Here is a 15427-nt window from a genome sequence, read left to right on the forward strand (position 1 = left end):
TCATGCTAATAAGCATGAGCTAGGCAAGCATGGCTTTTAATTGATTACAACTGCAAGTAGTTATTGGAGTTCTTTACTTTGAAAAAGCACAAGAAAATATGACTTAATTCGCACGCTCCGCTGTCACCGATGTGATATAAGCGCCAGCTACCGAATGCTGAGCTGACTTAATACTCAGCTCCAAACCAACAAATTCAGGATGGAACCCATCGCCTAGTTTTATCTTAGTACCTGACAGTAGACGATTATCACCAATAGCCGTACTAAAACTAGCTTCTATCGTGCCACGAGCCAACTCTTTCAATTTCGCCTCACAACGACTTTTTGCCAAAGCAGCCGTGGCAACCTTCTCCCTAATTTGAAAATTTGATTTACTCACAATCGCACTGCCCGGCATTAGGGTCGCGACAGCCTTCCCAGATGCGCCAGTGGTCACGTCATACCATTCGCAGCTAACCGACTGATAACGAGGCCGTGCACGCGGATGGATCTGATAACCGGGTTGCAAATCGGACTCACGAATCAATATCATAGGCATTGACTGTCCCGATGCATTCAAACCATTGCCGCGCTCAACCACGACTAAAGAGCCATATGATGGTTTGATCATGCCGTCATGTGGGGTTACCAAGCGCGTTAGCAAATTCAGATCACTCTCATCCGTTTGCAACACCGTCGGATAAGATATAGCAGCCAGCCGTGGACTAATAGCAGGTATCAACTGATGCTCACGTGCAATCTGTTGCGCAATAGCACCCAAGCTTTTCTCATTCCAAGCACGGGTTTTAGGCTCTTTTAACGACTCCTTCATATCAGCTGCTCGACACTCCACCGTCATTAGGTGAGGACGCCCCATCAAGCGTGCATCATTCACTAAGAACAAACCCATAAAAGCTAATTGCCCTTGATAACCCAACCACAGCTTGAGCGGGGCATCAGCATCAGGAATTGGAATACGAAGATCTCGATTATCTAACGTCAACGATAAAGTGTCAGATTCAAGCCCTTCGTTGTCAGACAGGTTTAGGCTGACCAATCGATCATTGACAATGCTGCTGACATCACGCCCACCAATTTCAATTTTATAAGCACGTTCCATTAATTCCAGATCCGCAAATAGTCAACTGCTGGCTGGGTTGTCATGATATCTGGCAGCACAATCCGCACGCCGGCGGGGTACACTGGGTCAAGCAAACACAAACCATCATTAGCTTGTAAGACCACCTCAGTTGTACCCCGCGCTGTGCCGTAATAACGATGGCAGATTTTATCCAGTACATCACCCTCACGAGTCATATAAATCAACGCCGCCATGACCATGCTCCATCTTGGCCATCCAAGCCATAAAAACTAATTTTCAGTGAAAACTGAATCTTGCGTGGATCAGAATTCGGCCATAATGCCTGCCTATCTTCGTTTACATCATCCATCGTCCAAAGCCCCAGTACGTTCGCCCAATTTCCAGACTCTCTGCTCCCGAAGCTAATCAATGTGAGTGGACGCATCTCATTCGCTTGTGCACGCAAATCATCAAAGACCCATGCATTTGGCAAATCACAAGGATAAGTAACCCCTTGCAAACTTACTGTTTCCAAACCAATACTAACGGGCTGCCGAGCAGGCCGTCTCCCATTACGATCGACACTTTGCCAGTTATAACTCATTCCATGCACGACACTCGTGGGCACAATCGTTTTACTGGAAAATAGAAACTTACCTAAGCTATACATCACTGCCATTCAGTCAATACCCCGGCGCATCATATAAAGCATTATGATTAAATCGCTGGCTATCCCGGATCATTCGCTCCAACCGTTGAACCAAGACCTCTTGGCTTTCACCAGCCTGCTGAACTACTTGTATGGTGTAATTAAAATGCTGCGTCATCGGCGATGCCCCTGTTGTGGCAGGCGCTGCTTGGAAAGTTGTCAATCCTTGAACCAATCTGTGTGATAAGTCACTTTCAAAGCCAGCATTCATTGTTTCTAAGGGTGTAACCAAACCGCTTTCACGCCCCATCATTAAAAACTCTCGCCCTGCTACATTTAGCAATTCAGGCATACCTAGCTCATTCACCTCATACAACTGCCCTGACTGTACCGGCCCACCGTAAGCACGTTTACCCGCTAAGTTCATTGCAAATTCACGATTGAAGCGTGCGGTATTAGTCCCTGCCTCAATCCCAGATGGCAAAGAAGTCCATGTCGGTGATAAAGCAACTCCTACGCCTGCCATTCGCGCGGCATCTCCTGACCTTAAATCCGCTAATAAATCACGCCCTGTTCTCAGCCCATAATCACGCTTGGCAAGCTCCCATGCACCCTTATCCTGATTTTCCGGGCTAAAATCCTTCAGCTTATGTTGCAGCGACATTTCGTCCCAAGTTGACCCTAAGAACTGATAACGCCCAGACGCTGATGAAGTCTTACCCTTATTAGGCCCACTACGAATCGGCACATCTATACGTGGATGATCGCCATATTCACTGAAGCGCTTCCCTCCATAGATCACGTTATAACCGGGTGATTCTGTACCAGCGATAGTATCCAACAAGGCACGAGCTTCAGGGGGCAAGTTCATGTTCACTGCTTGTCCTTGATTCCCCCCTTTATCAGTTTTTGTCTTTCCGGTGAGATAATCTAAAGACTGTGACACTGTGTGTGATACCGCACCAACTCCTGCACCTAAGCCAGGTGCAGCACCCAATATCGCGCCTGGCACCTGTTGCGCGGATGCTAATAAACTCGACCACTGTGTATGCCACTGGCGGAAAAATGCGCCAATTTCTGGGAATAAATCGCCACGAATTGACCAATCACGCTGCTTCCAATCCTTCCACGCTTGCTCGATCCACTCATCAATACGCGGGGAAGGCAAAGCCCAATCTCGTTGTCTCCAATCTAAAATAGCCCGATCAATCCACAACCCAACATAATCGGCGCTCATCCCCGGCCAGCGCTGACTTGAATCCCCTTGCGAAGCTACTAAATCTGATTGACCTAGCCCACCCAGTGGGGTGACAAACCCTGCTGCACCGCCCATCATCAGATACTGCCTACCGAATACATTCAACAGCTCCGGCATGCCCTGCTCATTGACCTCATACATTTTGCCCGGCAATACAGGGCCACCTAAAGCACGCTGACCTGCAACCACAGAGCTACTTGGCTTTTTTTCATCCTTATCACCAAATAGCTTTCGCCCCAAACGTGCACCTGCTTCATAAAAACCAACGTCTAAAACATCAGCGGTAGATTCTAATGCCTGATCCGTTTCACCTTTAAAGAATTGACCTGTTTTGTCCAACAAGGCATCCCATCGTCGTCCAACGGCTTCTATCTTTTTCGCCGAAGTATCAACTGCTGACTGAAAGTCCTCCATGAGCACATCTTTTTTAACGCCTTCAGTTAATGCCCTATCTTTCACTTCCTTGTATTTAGCTTCATTTTGTAAGGCAGCACGTACAAAGCTCATAGCTTGCATATCTTGGAATAATTGCCCCAAAGCGCCTGCTTCAGATAACGTTCCAAGAGCTTTCTGCAACTCATCATCATTTTTAGCTAAACGTATATTTTCCAATTCAGCCTTTGAACCTGCGGACTGCATGTACTGCTTAACAACATTAACCATGCCCTCGATAGGAGAAAAACCTTTGGCGACTTCAGCTTTTAGTAATGCCTGTAAATCCTCACCTTTGACTCCTGCTTTTTTATCACTTTCGGTTAATTTGCGGCCAAGCGCAAAATTTACACCCGCAAAATCTTTGGCAGTATCCGGTGCAGTCAACTTCATTAAAAAGTTGCGCATATTATTTGCAGCCTCATCGTTAGTACCTGCCCCCAAACGCGCAACTTGCAAATACGCAGCCGCTGAAGCCAAGTCTTCCAAGCCCTTCCCGCCTAGGTTCTCAAACATAGAACCCAGATCATTCATCCATTTAGCTTGATCTTTCAGTTCAAATTGTCCCTCCTTCCCCCCAATCGCCATGACATTAATAGCTTTTTTCATGTCTTCAGCAGATACACCGAACTTACGACTGACTGTAAACTGCAGATTGGCCATATCCGTAATATCGGCATTCCAAGCAGAGGCCGCTTGAGCAGCATTGGCGGTGTAGCGCTGAAACTCATTCAGATCAGTGACCCCATTAGCAGCCAGAGTACCCAATGCCTCATTAATCTTTTCTTGCTTTTGGTAGTAATCAATGGACGCATCCCTAGCAAAATCACGTAAAGCCTCCTCTTTATCAGTCTGAGCAAATCCAGCAGTAATCGCCACATCCCGAATCGCTTTTTCATTTTCCGCTGCCGTATTAACCGGAGCTGCGACAAATCGTCCAACCTCATTGACGGTGCTGCCAATAATCCCCATACCTGCTTCAACATTCCGTACAGCCTCCCCTCTTGCACGGCGGCGTTCGGCATCTTGCTGTGCTTGCCGCTCATCTATCGTGCGAGCATTCTCTAACCGATTATAGTCTCTCGTAGTTTGCTCCAGAGCCTCAGAGGCTCTTCTTGCTTCCTCAGCTAAGTTATGCATATTGACGCCAGAACGCTCAAGTGCTTCTTGCTGCTGTTTTAACTTTTTTTTCTGATTTTCCAATGATTGGTTTAGATGCTCAACCTGATCGTCCATCGCTTTAATATCGGCTTTGGTTTGCTCAATATTGGTCTTTGTTTTACGTAATTCTTCTTGATACTGAGAATAAATCGACGTTTGTTCAACTAATGTTTGACCCAAGCCTACAATATTTGATTCAGTCGCCGCCAAACTTTGCTGTAACTTACCCAAACCCTCCGTTGCACCACTAGCTATCTTTTCTGATATTTCCTTGCGTAATTTTTCCGCCTTATCTTTAGCGGAGTTTAAAGCTCGCTCGGTTTTTTTAATGGCCGCCTCAGCATCCCTTGAATTGCGCAACAATTCTTGCTGGCGCTGCAATGATTGACGCAAAGCCTCACTGCGTTCTTGTGCTTTTTTCAGAGCGGCGGTGGTCTTATTAATACCTGCAGTTGACATCTCAAAGCGACTTAACAAAGATTGCTTTTGCTTGAGATCATGCATCTGCTTCCCTGTCTCGGCAAGACGACGATCTGCCAAAGAGAAAACACTGTTAAAGCGTGGATCAACATCACCACTAATTAGGATTTTAAGGGCTTGCTGTGCAGCTTGGCTCATGTTTTAGCCCCATGCAGTTTGTTATAGGCAGTAACAGCACGATTGCGCCAGTCAATCAAATCGTCAAAGCTGGGGCAATGCCGCTCAAAATCAAAGCCACCACCCCAAACCATCATAATATCTACCATCAGGTTACGGCTGTCAGTGACCCCGATGAGCGTCTCTCGGTAAAAAAACGCTTGAAGACCCCAGCGGCTTCAGTCAGTACTGGCAAATCCAAATCATAGACACGATCCCCCAGTGGAGGTGAAGAGCTACGCTTGAGCATCTCCAATACCATTCCAATATCAGCCATCCCTACATCCACTAGATTAATACCCGAACATTCAACTGGTCTTAATTTGCGTAGATACAATTGCTCAATGACCTTGCCGTCTAACTTTAGAGGCGTACCATCATGTAACAAAGGATCAACCAGCCGATAACTATTACTGCCCTCGTAACCTGATACTGTTTTTTCTTTTTGCGTATCAACAACTGGCACTGACATCGGCTCTGATTCTGACATACCTTACCCCTTACAAACCCGCATTAGCACGATGTGGAGCCATCAAATCTACGCCATTGACAATCACAATATGATTATTGCGATCAATCTCATAGATCAAACTACCGCCAATCTCCAGCTTGTAATAGCGGATAGATCCGATCTTAAACGTGCGTTTTTCAAAACGACCCGGTTTAATCTCCGCACCCGGCACTTCGGTAAAAACCCCTTCAATGATCACTTTATAGCTGGTTGCCTCGCAGGTTGGCGTATCAAATGAAGCCATCCCGATCAAGCGCTTGGTTTTACCACTACACAAGCCCACCAGTTTGAGTGCTTCGGGTGAAAAACCAGACAAGCTAATTTCAGCAGTCAATGCATTGAGACCTGTAATCTGCTCTATACCAATGTATGAGTTTTCATCGGCCTCTGTTTTAAAAGCAATCGACGGCTCTTTAAACGTACCACGCCCAACGTAAGTATTATCTGCCAGTGAAAACTGGAGCAGTTTGATAACATCATGCAGCATTTGCAAAAACCTCCTCAACATAGGTTTGATTAATTTTGCGAATTAATTGCACATGCTCAGCAATGCCAAAGCGACCATAGTCGAAGGTAAAGTACGCATGCCCTGCTTCCATTTCATCTGCTGTATTTAAACTTTTATCAAACCAGCATTTACCCCCTGCAATCGCCTGCACCACAGGGCTAGCTAGATGACGCAGATAAGCATTAATATCTTCTGTCACGCCTGCGGCATACATTGGCGTAATCCGCTTATCCACAATGCGTAGGTTAGCCTGTAACAAAGCCTCGCAGACCATATCATCTAAGCGCACATGCGCCCGATAACGCCATATACTGGTAGGATCGGCAGTTCTATTCCCCCACAAGCGGAAACCCTCATCAAAAATGGCCGTCCCCACACCTTTTTCATTGAGCAAATTCGATAGAGTGTTGCGTTTGTCACGGCCATAACCGACTGACTTGGAAATACCATCAATCAATAGCACGGGGGTATTAGAAGAAGAGTCATAATAATTAGTCTTTGACTCAACCACAGACCACGGAATGGACATCGGCACACTTTGTAAGCGAGCAGTCACAGAATCATACATACTCACAAACGGCCAAAGCGGATTAGCACGCTTGTGGGTCAGGCGCTCAGCATAATCCAAGGCCTGAACATAAGTATCTGCTTCACCTGCAGGTGCATCTGCAAACACGATCCCCCGCAAATTTTCACTGACACTAATCAAAGTATCCGTCACTTGCTCAATGTGGGAAAACCACGGCGCAACCAAAATACGCGGCACGATTTTGGCACGTGCAGGCGCATCCAAAAACGCATAAGCCCCTGTGCTAAAACCCATCGTGACATTAGATCCCACCAAATTCGCCAACTGCGTGTCTGCATCTGTTGATGCTTCCACCCGTACCACGACCACCATAGGGGTTGCGATTCGGAACATCAAACGCAATGCCATCGGCAAACTGCCAGTTTCGCCCAGCGCCGTGATATCACTTGCCAGCCCTGGAATCAAAACGGGTGTATTCAGAGGGAACTTATCACTATTAGCCCCCGGCGCTGTACCTAAAATTCCGATGACACCAGCGCGTGGTGTTTCAATAATTGAGTAGCCATTATCGACTCCAATGACCTCAATACCATGCAAAAACTGATCAGACATTTACCTTCTCCTCATTCCGCAAAATCCGTGCCTTATCCTCAGCCGTGAGGCCGATGGACGGTATGGCAATACAAGCATCCAGCACCTGAGAAACCAGCGGGTCGTGCAAATTAATAGATGTTGCTGTATTGATCCAAGCCTTCGCAGCCCGAAACATCCCTAAGAGTAGGATATCTTGCGCAGTTGCAGTACCGGCTGAGAATTTCGCGGATAGTCCGGTTTCAGCGACTTCCATTGCGCCGTAGGTTTGGAAGGTGAGGAGTTCGCGTAAAAATCGTGAGACAGAAACTATACTTGTGTCTACGGGCTGTGACAGGTCATTTGCAGCGGACGCTACCGGAACGTGAGGTACTTGCCATATACCGTTGAGCACACGTTGATCCACGCTAACGCGAGTGAGCACATCTAAACAGCCATCAGGCTGCTCAGTCGCGACAATAAATTCACCTGATTCATTTTCATAAATGGCTTCGCCTGCATTTTGATCTGCTATGGCTGCATGTTGCTGAACTTCAGGCTGACTAGCCCAGTATGTCAATGCACGTGTTTGTTTGTTGATTGCGATAATCATTTATGCCGCCTTGTTCAGTATTAGTGTATAGGCCTGCGCCCCCCAATCCGTGCCATAGTAAGCCGTGCCCGAATAACGAGTTGCCACCGCCGCTGCTGCGTTACTATTTGCCGCTGCTGCATTACTATTCGCCGCCGCCGCGTTATCACGCGCTGCGATTGCTATATTGCGAATATCATCCAGCAAAGCTCGGATTTGCGGGAGTGACCAGACATAGTTGTTACCATGTGTTATTTGATGAACCCATGCTCTAGCTTCGATGGCATGCCAAGCATTGTCACGGGCGGCAACTGCAATATTTATGGTATCTTCCACACGATTGCGAATCGCGACACGCCCATACGTTGCTTCGTCACGAGCACCAACTAGACCGTAATTACCATTCCCCCAGGTATAACTATTAAAGAGTAAATCCATGCGATCTCTTAGCGCGACTCGCCCATAAGCTGGTTCATTGCGAGCACCCACTAATCCATAATTAGCATCATTCCAAACTGAACTCAGTGTGCCCTCCACACTATCCGTATTGGCATGAATCGCGGCTAAGGTGGTTTCTACGGTATCGGTGTAGGCCTTGACGGTCGCTAAATTGCTAATAACCTCGTCCAACTTAGCTTTAAGGACAGCATTGCCCGAGGTACCATTTTCCAACAGGGCTTTAGCACTTTCGGCAGCCGTTTTTGCAGCAGCAGCGGCCGTATTCGCTGCCGTCGCTTGCGCCGCAGCAGTACTCGCATTCGTGCCGACGGCGGTTAGCTTATTATCAGCACTCGCCGCGCTGGTGCGGGCATGGGCCGCATCATCTTCGAGTTGGGTCGGGTCATAGCCCGCCGGGAATAAATCAGCCATTACAACCACTCCCCATTTTTGTAAGTAAAGCGGCGGTTTGCATTCGCGTTATAGCTATGTGTGCCTGCCGGTATATCTTGCACCGGATGACCGAATACAATCGTGGCCGGTTGTGCAGTCATATCGCCATCGCGCACGAACTCCACCCAGTCCCCCTCGTGTAAACCTGCTGAGGGCATCGTCACCTCAGCCCCCGCTGGCAGGAAATAACGGCAATTTTTCGCCAATAGGCCGCCCACCGGCAAAGGTAAAGTATCATCCGCTGCTGCTGCCAGTTGCTGTACGGCGTGCATATCGGCATCAATCTCCGTGATCGCGTCCGCAATGCGAGTCGCATCCTCGGCCATAATATTTTCGGGATGTGGCAAAGGGTAGCCACGGTTTGTAGTATCGTTATTCGGCATCGGTTGTCATTAGCCTCAGTTTTCGGATTTTCGGACGATCAGCCGCCGAGCCAGTGAGCGTTAATCTCACCCGCACTTCGTCACTACTGACCGGAGTTTTTAAATAAGTACGCTCTACCCAGTTATCGCCCACTGGTTCGCCTTCGGTGAGGGGAATCAATGTCCAAATGCCATTGATTTCTAATTCAACGTTGACCACCGACTGGCCGGGCAAGAGCGCTTCAAAACGCAGCACCACACGGGCACTCACCCCACAGGGAATGGCACGGGAAATATAAGTACCGGAATTACGCAGTTTGCCTGCCAACAGTTGCACACCCGGATAGAGCACCGGACTGTTACGTTCAGAGCCTGTTAGCTCCACGCTCAGCGCTTGCTGACCCACCAAAGCAACGGGCAATGACAGCGGTGTACCCTCTTTAAGCGTCAGTGCCCCTACTTTAAAGCTCACTTCCGTACCCCCAGAGGTACGTTCCACCGTGGCTTTTAGGAGCAGATCGGTATAGCCGTTTAAATTCCGACTCCCCAAATTCACTACTTTGGTGGAGGACGCAAATTTGGCCGCCAACAAACGAAACGTCATGTCTGCTAATTGATGAGATGTCCAAGTACTGGCATTCGCAGACGATAACAACACCCCCACCTGATAGGGCTGGGCGGTAATCCACCCGCGCACGGGATCAAGCTTGCCCACTTCGGCCACCGCAATCGCATGCAAGGGATCGTCGGTTAATACCACCAGTGCATATTCCCGATTTGCTTCTAACCACACTGGCTCCCAGCTAATCCGAGTCGCCTCAGTCAGCGATAAAGAGGACGCCGGGATCCGCGCTTGAGCCAAGACCGTGCTGTTGGGTAAGCCCGCTGTGGTTTCACGGATTTGCACCATCAGTGTGAGCGTGCCTTTTTGCTTACACCACAGATCGACTCCTGCTACATGCCGCGCGACGTTCAAGCGAAAGGTTTGAGCTAGGGGGTCAATGGTTTGATTGACATTACTGACATTCGTCACATTCGTGACGTTAGTCACATTGGTAATGTTGGTGATGTCGATGTTAGTAATATCAATATTAGTGATGTCGATGTTGGTAATATCGACATTGGTAATTTCCACCAAATCATTCCAGTTGATAGTGGTATTGGTGGTCACCCGGCGGCGCTCTACTAAACTGACGACGCCCGCGCCGGTATAACTAGCCACTCCATTGACCCGCTCACCCTTTACGGTCACAGCCCGTGTGCCAGCGGGAACATTCGCGGGAATAGTGAATTTACCGCGAATCATGCCATTGCTATCAGCGATTAAAGTCATAGCGACACTACCTCCACCGGAATATTATCAAAGCGGGTTTCAGTCAATCGCTCACCCGGTGCAAAGCCGCTGATACGAATTTCCACCTCACGCACACGCAAGGTTTGTGCTTCCAGCGTTTGTACCCGCGTGATTTCGGTGCGAGTATCCGTCAGCGTGGCGGAGTTGCCCCCCGTGCCGGAACTGATTGTCACGGTTTCAGGTGAAGTCCAATTAGAGGCTTCTTCTGTCCAGAAATCGACCGGAGGAATTAACGTGACCTCCGCTGGAATCGGCTCAAAGGCTTGGTAAGGATTAACCAGCATCATGCCAGTTTGGGCAAGCTGCTCTAACACCGCGTCAAGTGTGTAATCCAAGAGCTTGGGTGTGCCGGTGAGATCAAACACATCAACATCAATCGCCAGTTGCAGCTCACCATTGATCACCGCAGCCGTCTGCTCTAAACCTTGGTCACGCAGATCGTCATCAAGGAAGGGATCCACAAAAATCCCGCGCTTACTGGTCGGCTCTTTCGCAATCGCATCCGTTTTTAAGCGCTCAATCGCCACCAAGTCGTACAGGTCATAGATCCATTCACGCATATTGCGCAAATCATCCATCGCGACCACTTGCACCGAGTCATTCTTAACCGTCGGGCCAGCCATCCAATTCTGATAAATCGTGGCTAGCTTGATTTGTATCGTCGGCGGTGTGGGGACAGGTGCGCGATAGGCGTGAGGTATACCGTTTAATTTACGTACTAGCCCGTGCTTGTCCAAAGTCAGAATATCAATGCGCGGTAACGCCCACTCATAATCGACCAACACCAGCGTGCCCGGTACTGCACCGGCTACACTGAAACCGGTGGTATCCACCCCGCTGGGTTGGACTTTGCGCTGATGCCGATAGGTGACGGTATACGTACTGCCTGGTGCGGGTTCTGCCCCGCTCAGCGTCCAATCGACTAAAGCACCAGTGAGTGTGTAATCAATGCCCGCTTGGTAGGTGGTCGCACCTTGCTTCACGCTACGAATCTCTAATACGGCTGTATCAGGTAATGGATCTCGCACACCGGAATAAGCTCCGTGTGTGAGACTCACGGTTTTTTCTTCGGTGATCTCCAAATCCACTACCCGCACTAAAGGCGCTTGATGGGTATTAATCCGCATCTGCCCATTGGCAGCAGGCGTAAATAAACTGGGTTCACTTTCGACTAATTGCAAGTCGCGATTGAGTGGATATTTCAAGCGTAAGGCATAAGGCAATTCAACTTCATAGCCATTCACATGCGCCTTACCGGCGGCCAGAGAAAACACCTGATGAAGCACAGGCACAGAGTCAATCAGCACCGACTCCTCACCCAAATACGTAAGTGCTAAGCCGTAAACCACATACGAGCCATTCGACTCACGGTCATAACGCGCCACCACTTCATAAATACCGTCAAACTCAGGGGCGGGTCGATTGTCCCTAACCACCCCATCCACCACGGTATAAACACCATAGAAGCCATCACCGCCACCAAAGCCCCACTCTAAGTGGGCTAACAAGCGGGCTGCACCCGGCTCTCCATAGTTGCGCGTATCAGGTGCAGGGTCGCGTAATGCCGGATTTTGTAGTTCGGTTTCTAGGCGTTCGCGCAGAAATACTCCCACCATAACCGTCCCGACAACAGGGATGGTAAAGCTCGCTGCACCCACTTCACGCACGCGGCCACGAATATAGATTTTTCCGGCGGTTAAAGTGGTGTAGCCAGTGTCTTTATTGACATTGATATCCGCACCGGCTACACGATTGCCGTCGCTCAGGATCGAATCACCAATCCCTTTGAGCGCATCCGCTGCCATTTTTTGCTGTTCGTTTAGCTCAGCCGACTGCAAGGCATGACTGGCCCGGTATTGGATTTCTTCCCAATCTTTGGTGTCACGAATATAGGATTTAGGGACGCGCATCAGAAGATCACCACGAATTCAAAGACAGCACGCACGGTCGGATCAAACGGCATCGGTTTGCGACGCTCAGCCAGCAATAAGCGCCCACGTACCTGCATTTGCTCAGGGGTGAACCAAGTTTGTGCCACAGGCAAGTCTAGCTCTGTGGCAGCGTCCACGTACACATGCCACTCGCGTAAATCGGATGTGCCGCCATCGGCATAATCCAAATCAAATTTGTAATATAGATAATTCGTCGGGGTTTCACTGTAGTTATATTTGCCGGTAGGCAGCACGATCTCACCCGTTTCGTCAGGCGTGACATAGCTAACCTGCTTCGCTGCTTTGTAGCCTACGGGTGTGACTAACTCTAGTAAGCTGGCCGGTGGCGGAGGGGGTTGATCACCCCAAGTAAGCAACCCTGTGCCTAAACCTAAGAAGCTTGGCCTGTTTTTGATGGCTTCGGCGAGTAACACCCGTCCGTCATTGACTAACACTGCACTCATGCGGCATCACTCGCTATTAAAATATCGGTTGTCCACGCCTGCTGCGTCCATGTGTTTTGACGCCACGGTGGGGAATAAGGAGCTGACACGCTACCACTAACGCGGCTCGTGCCGGTCGCTACTGATCGCTCAAACTGCATGGTGTTGGCATGACTTAAAAAGCTTTTAAGACCCTCCGTCTGTGCGGCGGGCGAAGCGATACTGGTGCTATGGTGGATCATCACCCCTGCCCCGCTGGTCATGCGCGGCGCATTCCACGGTTGTTGTTGCCAGCGATCTTGTAGCCATGTTGTTAACGGCAAATACCGTAGCTCTTGAGCAAAAAACAAAGTGACATAGGCTGGGTGATTCGGCAGTGCCAGCTCGCCAAACACGAAATCCTCATCCAACAAGTGCGCATTGATAAATTTAGTCACTGCACCAAAAATAAGCCCATGAGACTCTTCAGCGACGTCCATCGGCTCTTGCACACTCGTCTTGATCCGATGGCAAAAGCTCAATACCAGCCCGTTATACTCTGGCGGGCGTATGCCACTGTAATCGTCGAGCAAATCCCCCCAGCGTGAGGCATCCAACACAAAGCGCCGGCGATCACATCCGTGATACAACCGCTTGAGTTTAGTGCGGGCCGGTGTGCTCATCATGGTGAGCGCAATAATGCGCCGGAGCTGCTCAGCACTGGGCACGAAACCCGTATCTAATTGCAGCTCATTCCAATGCACGCCGGGGATTTCATCTTCAACACAGTCAGGATCAACCCCGATCCAAGCCAAGGCGCGGCGAATACCAGCTTCTGTCCCCCGCTCTTTTTGCCATAGCAGGCCATCACGAATAACCACCCTGAGGTTCGGCAAGTACGGCACGATAGCCGTGAGGCCGTATTCCCAGACTAAGTAAGGCAGCAAAATATCTGGCGGGTCGAGTTTGAGACCTCGTAATTGCCGAATCGCTGCATCCAAATCAGCAGGTGGCACAATATTACATTCAAGCGCTTCTAAAAAACGGGTACGGCTAGAATTGAGCGGCAAAAGACTGCCGCAAGGCATCACCATGCAACCCCCTTATCTAGCAAGCTAAAACTGCGTAGATACGCACATTGATCACGTGCAACCACTACATCTTGAGTTAAGGACAACTCAGATTTTTTCACGCCATCTTGTTGAAGTGCGGATGCAAACCACGAGGGTGACACATCCCAACCTAATCCACGTGCCTGATCAAAAGCTAACGGCACACTTGCATTCAAACGCTCTAATACGCCAGGAATTGCACTCGGGGTTTGCCAAATAGAGGCCACTACATCAATCGGCACTAGACTAACTGGCTGTACCACAATGGTGTCATTAATCAAACGAACTTTAGGGTCAGCTAAATGGCTGCGTACTTGCGTCAAAAACTCGGTAGAAGGCTCGCCACTACCCTCATTGACCATGACTGATATATAGATCCAGCCTTTTTGATCAATAGCCTGTGTATCAGGCACATCAACCAGCACATCACGCACCTCAGTCGATAACCCTCGTACTTGCGACTCATAATACTCATAGGTACCTGGCGACCAGCCACGAATACTTAACTGCACTCGCCCTCTAAATGCATCATCTGCTTCACCCTCCAAGCGCAACACATCATAAAAGGCGGCTAAATGATCTAGATCTGAACCACGTGCATATAAAAGTAAATTCGACTCTACGGCTTCATTGATCGCTTGCATTTGTAGCTGATAGCGATAAGCACTCGTTGAGAGAACCTGATAGGCTGGATCCGAAGGCAAAGGCATGCTATAGCTAGGCTCATCCCCTCCCAACGGATCACGCATACGTAATTGCAACCCTGCAAGCAAACGTAATAATTCCGCCTGCAAAGCTAAAGGCTTAAAAACTTGGGGAGCCGCTAAAATTGGCAGACTCATAAGGTCAACTCCACGTCACGCCCCAACCAACGTCCACCAATATCAATACCGAGCACACTGTCGGATCGACTCACCACACGCAGGCGTTCTAAGATGAAATCCGGCACACCCGAATAACGACTAGATAACGCATCCGCGATCTCTGCAAACCATAGAGCCACGACATCAGGCCGTAGCGTTTTATCAATTAAATCAGGAACATCTGAACCACGTTCACGCAACAGTACTTGCGCTGCTTTGCGTGTAGTCAACGCATCCGCCAAGCGCTGGCGTAAATAATCCAAACCACGCAGCATTTTTCCCGTATTGCAATCCATGCCACATAAGTTGCGTAACTCTATTTCAGTCAATGCATTCGCATCGCTGATGTTTAGATTAGCTTGAACACTGACTGTACCTACCCCATCTAGCTCAGCCTCGGTACGGTACTTAAATAAATTCTCTAATAAACGTAATTGCTCATGACGAAGTAACTGCTGGCCTTCCTTCAAATCCCCTACTTCATCTGCGAGCTGCAGCAGGTGTGCATTTAACTGTTCGACTGCTGTATCCATTTCATTACTCGGAGGATTTCAAAGAAGGGAGCATCCAAATGGATGCTCCATGA

17 protein-coding genes are annotated in these 15427 nt (G+C 49.0%); all 17 read right to left on the reverse strand.

What is annotated here, in order from left to right:
* Positions 1-103: 103 nt before the first annotated feature.
* The 17 genes from B5D50_RS04975 to B5D50_RS05050 are packed head-to-tail and all read right to left on the reverse strand — an operon-like array spanning position 104 to position 15374.
* Positions 104-1099, reverse strand: a complete 996-nt coding sequence (locus tag B5D50_RS04975) for a phage late control D family protein (protein WP_078921479.1) — start codon at positions 1097-1099, stop codon at positions 104-106.
* Entirely contained in the window at positions 1099-1314 is a 216-nt protein-coding gene (locus B5D50_RS04980; RefSeq protein ID WP_078921480.1) for a tail protein X, read from the reverse strand. The genes B5D50_RS04975 and B5D50_RS04980 overlap by 1 nt, the downstream gene beginning before the upstream one ends.
* Positions 1302-1739, reverse strand: coding sequence for a phage tail protein (locus tag B5D50_RS04985; protein ID WP_078921481.1), 438 nt, complete (start codon positions 1737-1739; stop codon positions 1302-1304). The genes B5D50_RS04980 and B5D50_RS04985 overlap by 13 nt, the downstream gene beginning before the upstream one ends.
* A gap of 4 nt (positions 1740-1743) precedes the next feature.
* Complete coding sequence (locus tag B5D50_RS04990) at positions 1744-5178, reverse strand: phage tail tape measure protein (protein WP_078921482.1); 3435 nt, start codon at positions 5176-5178, stop codon at positions 1744-1746.
* The gene (locus B5D50_RS20735; protein WP_268807800.1) at positions 5175-5306 is read right to left on the reverse strand and encodes a hypothetical protein; all 132 of its coding nucleotides are present in this window, start codon (positions 5304-5306) and stop codon (positions 5175-5177) included. Before B5D50_RS20735 ends, B5D50_RS04990 begins: the two co-directional genes overlap by 4 nt.
* Complete coding sequence (locus B5D50_RS04995) at positions 5306-5686, reverse strand: phage tail assembly protein (protein WP_078921483.1); 381 nt, start codon at positions 5684-5686, stop codon at positions 5306-5308. The genes B5D50_RS20735 and B5D50_RS04995 overlap by 1 nt, the downstream gene beginning before the upstream one ends.
* A 10-nt stretch (positions 5687-5696) precedes the next feature.
* Complete coding sequence (locus tag B5D50_RS05000; RefSeq protein ID WP_159448573.1) at positions 5697-6194, reverse strand: phage major tail tube protein; 498 nt, start codon at positions 6192-6194, stop codon at positions 5697-5699.
* Positions 6184-7356 (reverse strand): phage tail sheath protein, encoded by a 1173-nt coding sequence (locus B5D50_RS05005; RefSeq protein ID WP_078921485.1) that lies wholly within the window; start codon positions 7354-7356, stop codon positions 6184-6186. The genes B5D50_RS05000 and B5D50_RS05005 overlap by 11 nt, the downstream gene beginning before the upstream one ends.
* On the reverse strand, positions 7349-7927 hold the full coding sequence (locus tag B5D50_RS05010) for a hypothetical protein (RefSeq protein WP_078921486.1): 579 nt from the start codon (positions 7925-7927) through the stop codon (positions 7349-7351). The genes B5D50_RS05005 and B5D50_RS05010 overlap by 8 nt, the downstream gene beginning before the upstream one ends.
* Positions 7928-8776, reverse strand: a complete 849-nt coding sequence (locus B5D50_RS05015) for a hypothetical protein (RefSeq protein ID WP_078921487.1) — start codon at positions 8774-8776, stop codon at positions 7928-7930. It abuts the gene before it with no gap.
* Positions 8776-9180 carry a hypothetical protein gene (locus B5D50_RS05020; RefSeq protein ID WP_078921488.1) on the reverse strand — a complete coding sequence of 135 codons (405 nt, stop codon included), beginning with the start codon at positions 9178-9180 and terminating at the stop codon, positions 8776-8778. Before B5D50_RS05020 ends, B5D50_RS05015 begins: the two co-directional genes overlap by 1 nt.
* Positions 9170-10492 carry a hypothetical protein gene (locus B5D50_RS05025; RefSeq protein ID WP_078921489.1) on the reverse strand — a complete coding sequence of 441 codons (1323 nt, stop codon included), beginning with the start codon at positions 10490-10492 and terminating at the stop codon, positions 9170-9172. Before B5D50_RS05025 ends, B5D50_RS05020 begins: the two co-directional genes overlap by 11 nt.
* Positions 10489-12423: a DUF4815 domain-containing protein gene (locus B5D50_RS05030; protein ID WP_078921490.1), complete on the reverse strand. Its 1935-nt coding sequence runs from the start codon at positions 12421-12423 to the stop codon at positions 10489-10491. The genes B5D50_RS05025 and B5D50_RS05030 overlap by 4 nt, the downstream gene beginning before the upstream one ends.
* Positions 12423-12908 (reverse strand): hypothetical protein, encoded by a 486-nt coding sequence (locus B5D50_RS05035; RefSeq protein ID WP_078921491.1) that lies wholly within the window; start codon positions 12906-12908, stop codon positions 12423-12425. The genes B5D50_RS05030 and B5D50_RS05035 overlap by 1 nt, the downstream gene beginning before the upstream one ends.
* Positions 12905-13960, reverse strand: coding sequence for a phage tail protein (locus tag B5D50_RS05040; protein WP_078921492.1), 1056 nt, complete (start codon positions 13958-13960; stop codon positions 12905-12907). Before B5D50_RS05040 ends, B5D50_RS05035 begins: the two co-directional genes overlap by 4 nt.
* On the reverse strand, positions 13954-14820 hold the full coding sequence (locus tag B5D50_RS05045) for a baseplate J/gp47 family protein (protein WP_078921493.1): 867 nt from the start codon (positions 14818-14820) through the stop codon (positions 13954-13956). Before B5D50_RS05045 ends, B5D50_RS05040 begins: the two co-directional genes overlap by 7 nt.
* Complete coding sequence (locus B5D50_RS05050; RefSeq protein ID WP_078921494.1) at positions 14817-15374, reverse strand: GPW/gp25 family protein; 558 nt, start codon at positions 15372-15374, stop codon at positions 14817-14819. The genes B5D50_RS05045 and B5D50_RS05050 overlap by 4 nt, the downstream gene beginning before the upstream one ends.
* Positions 15375-15427: the final 53 nt, after the last annotated feature.

The organism is Thiothrix eikelboomii (genome assembly GCF_900167255.1).
GTDB lineage: Bacteria > Pseudomonadota > Gammaproteobacteria > Thiotrichales > Thiotrichaceae > Thiolinea > Thiolinea eikelboomii.

Excerpts from the sequence above, each read along its gene's own strand:
- B5D50_RS05035 (WP_078921491.1), bottom strand. The coding sequence starts at position 12,908 with ATGAGTGCAGTGTTAGTCAATGACGGACGGGTGTTACTCGCCGAAGCC.
- B5D50_RS05020 (WP_078921488.1), bottom strand. The coding sequence starts at position 9,180 with ATGCCGAATAACGATACTACAAACCGTGGCTACCCTTTGCCACATCCC.
- B5D50_RS05040 (WP_078921492.1), bottom strand. The coding sequence starts at position 13,960 with ATGGTGATGCCTTGCGGCAGTCTTTTGCCGCTCAATTCTAGCCGTACC.
- B5D50_RS05015 (WP_078921487.1), bottom strand. The coding sequence starts at position 8,776 with ATGGCTGATTTATTCCCGGCGGGCTATGACCCGACCCAACTCGAAGAT.
- B5D50_RS04985 (WP_078921481.1), bottom strand. The coding sequence starts at position 1,739 with ATGGCAGTGATGTATAGCTTAGGTAAGTTTCTATTTTCCAGTAAAACG.
- B5D50_RS05030 (WP_078921490.1), bottom strand. The coding sequence starts at position 12,423 with ATGCGCGTCCCTAAATCCTATATTCGTGACACCAAAGATTGGGAAGAA.
- B5D50_RS05050 (WP_078921494.1), bottom strand. The coding sequence starts at position 15,374 with ATGGATACAGCAGTCGAACAGTTAAATGCACACCTGCTGCAGCTCGCA.
- B5D50_RS05000 (WP_159448573.1), bottom strand. The coding sequence starts at position 6,194 with ATGCTGCATGATGTTATCAAACTGCTCCAGTTTTCACTGGCAGATAAT.
- B5D50_RS04995 (WP_078921483.1), bottom strand. The coding sequence starts at position 5,686 with ATGTCAGAATCAGAGCCGATGTCAGTGCCAGTTGTTGATACGCAAAAA.
- B5D50_RS04980 (WP_078921480.1), bottom strand. The coding sequence starts at position 1,314 with ATGGCGGCGTTGATTTATATGACTCGTGAGGGTGATGTACTGGATAAA.
- B5D50_RS05010 (WP_078921486.1), bottom strand. The coding sequence starts at position 7,927 with ATGATTATCGCAATCAACAAACAAACACGTGCATTGACATACTGGGCT.
- B5D50_RS04975 (WP_078921479.1), bottom strand. The coding sequence starts at position 1,099 with ATGGAACGTGCTTATAAAATTGAAATTGGTGGGCGTGATGTCAGCAGC.
- B5D50_RS04990 (WP_078921482.1), bottom strand. The coding sequence starts at position 5,178 with ATGAGCCAAGCTGCACAGCAAGCCCTTAAAATCCTAATTAGTGGTGAT.
- B5D50_RS05045 (WP_078921493.1), bottom strand. The coding sequence starts at position 14,820 with ATGAGTCTGCCAATTTTAGCGGCTCCCCAAGTTTTTAAGCCTTTAGCT.
- B5D50_RS05005 (WP_078921485.1), bottom strand. The coding sequence starts at position 7,356 with ATGTCTGATCAGTTTTTGCATGGTATTGAGGTCATTGGAGTCGATAAT.
- B5D50_RS20735 (WP_268807800.1), bottom strand. The coding sequence starts at position 5,306 with ATGGTAGATATTATGATGGTTTGGGGTGGTGGCTTTGATTTTGAGCGG.
- B5D50_RS05025 (WP_078921489.1), bottom strand. The coding sequence starts at position 10,492 with ATGACTTTAATCGCTGATAGCAATGGCATGATTCGCGGTAAATTCACT.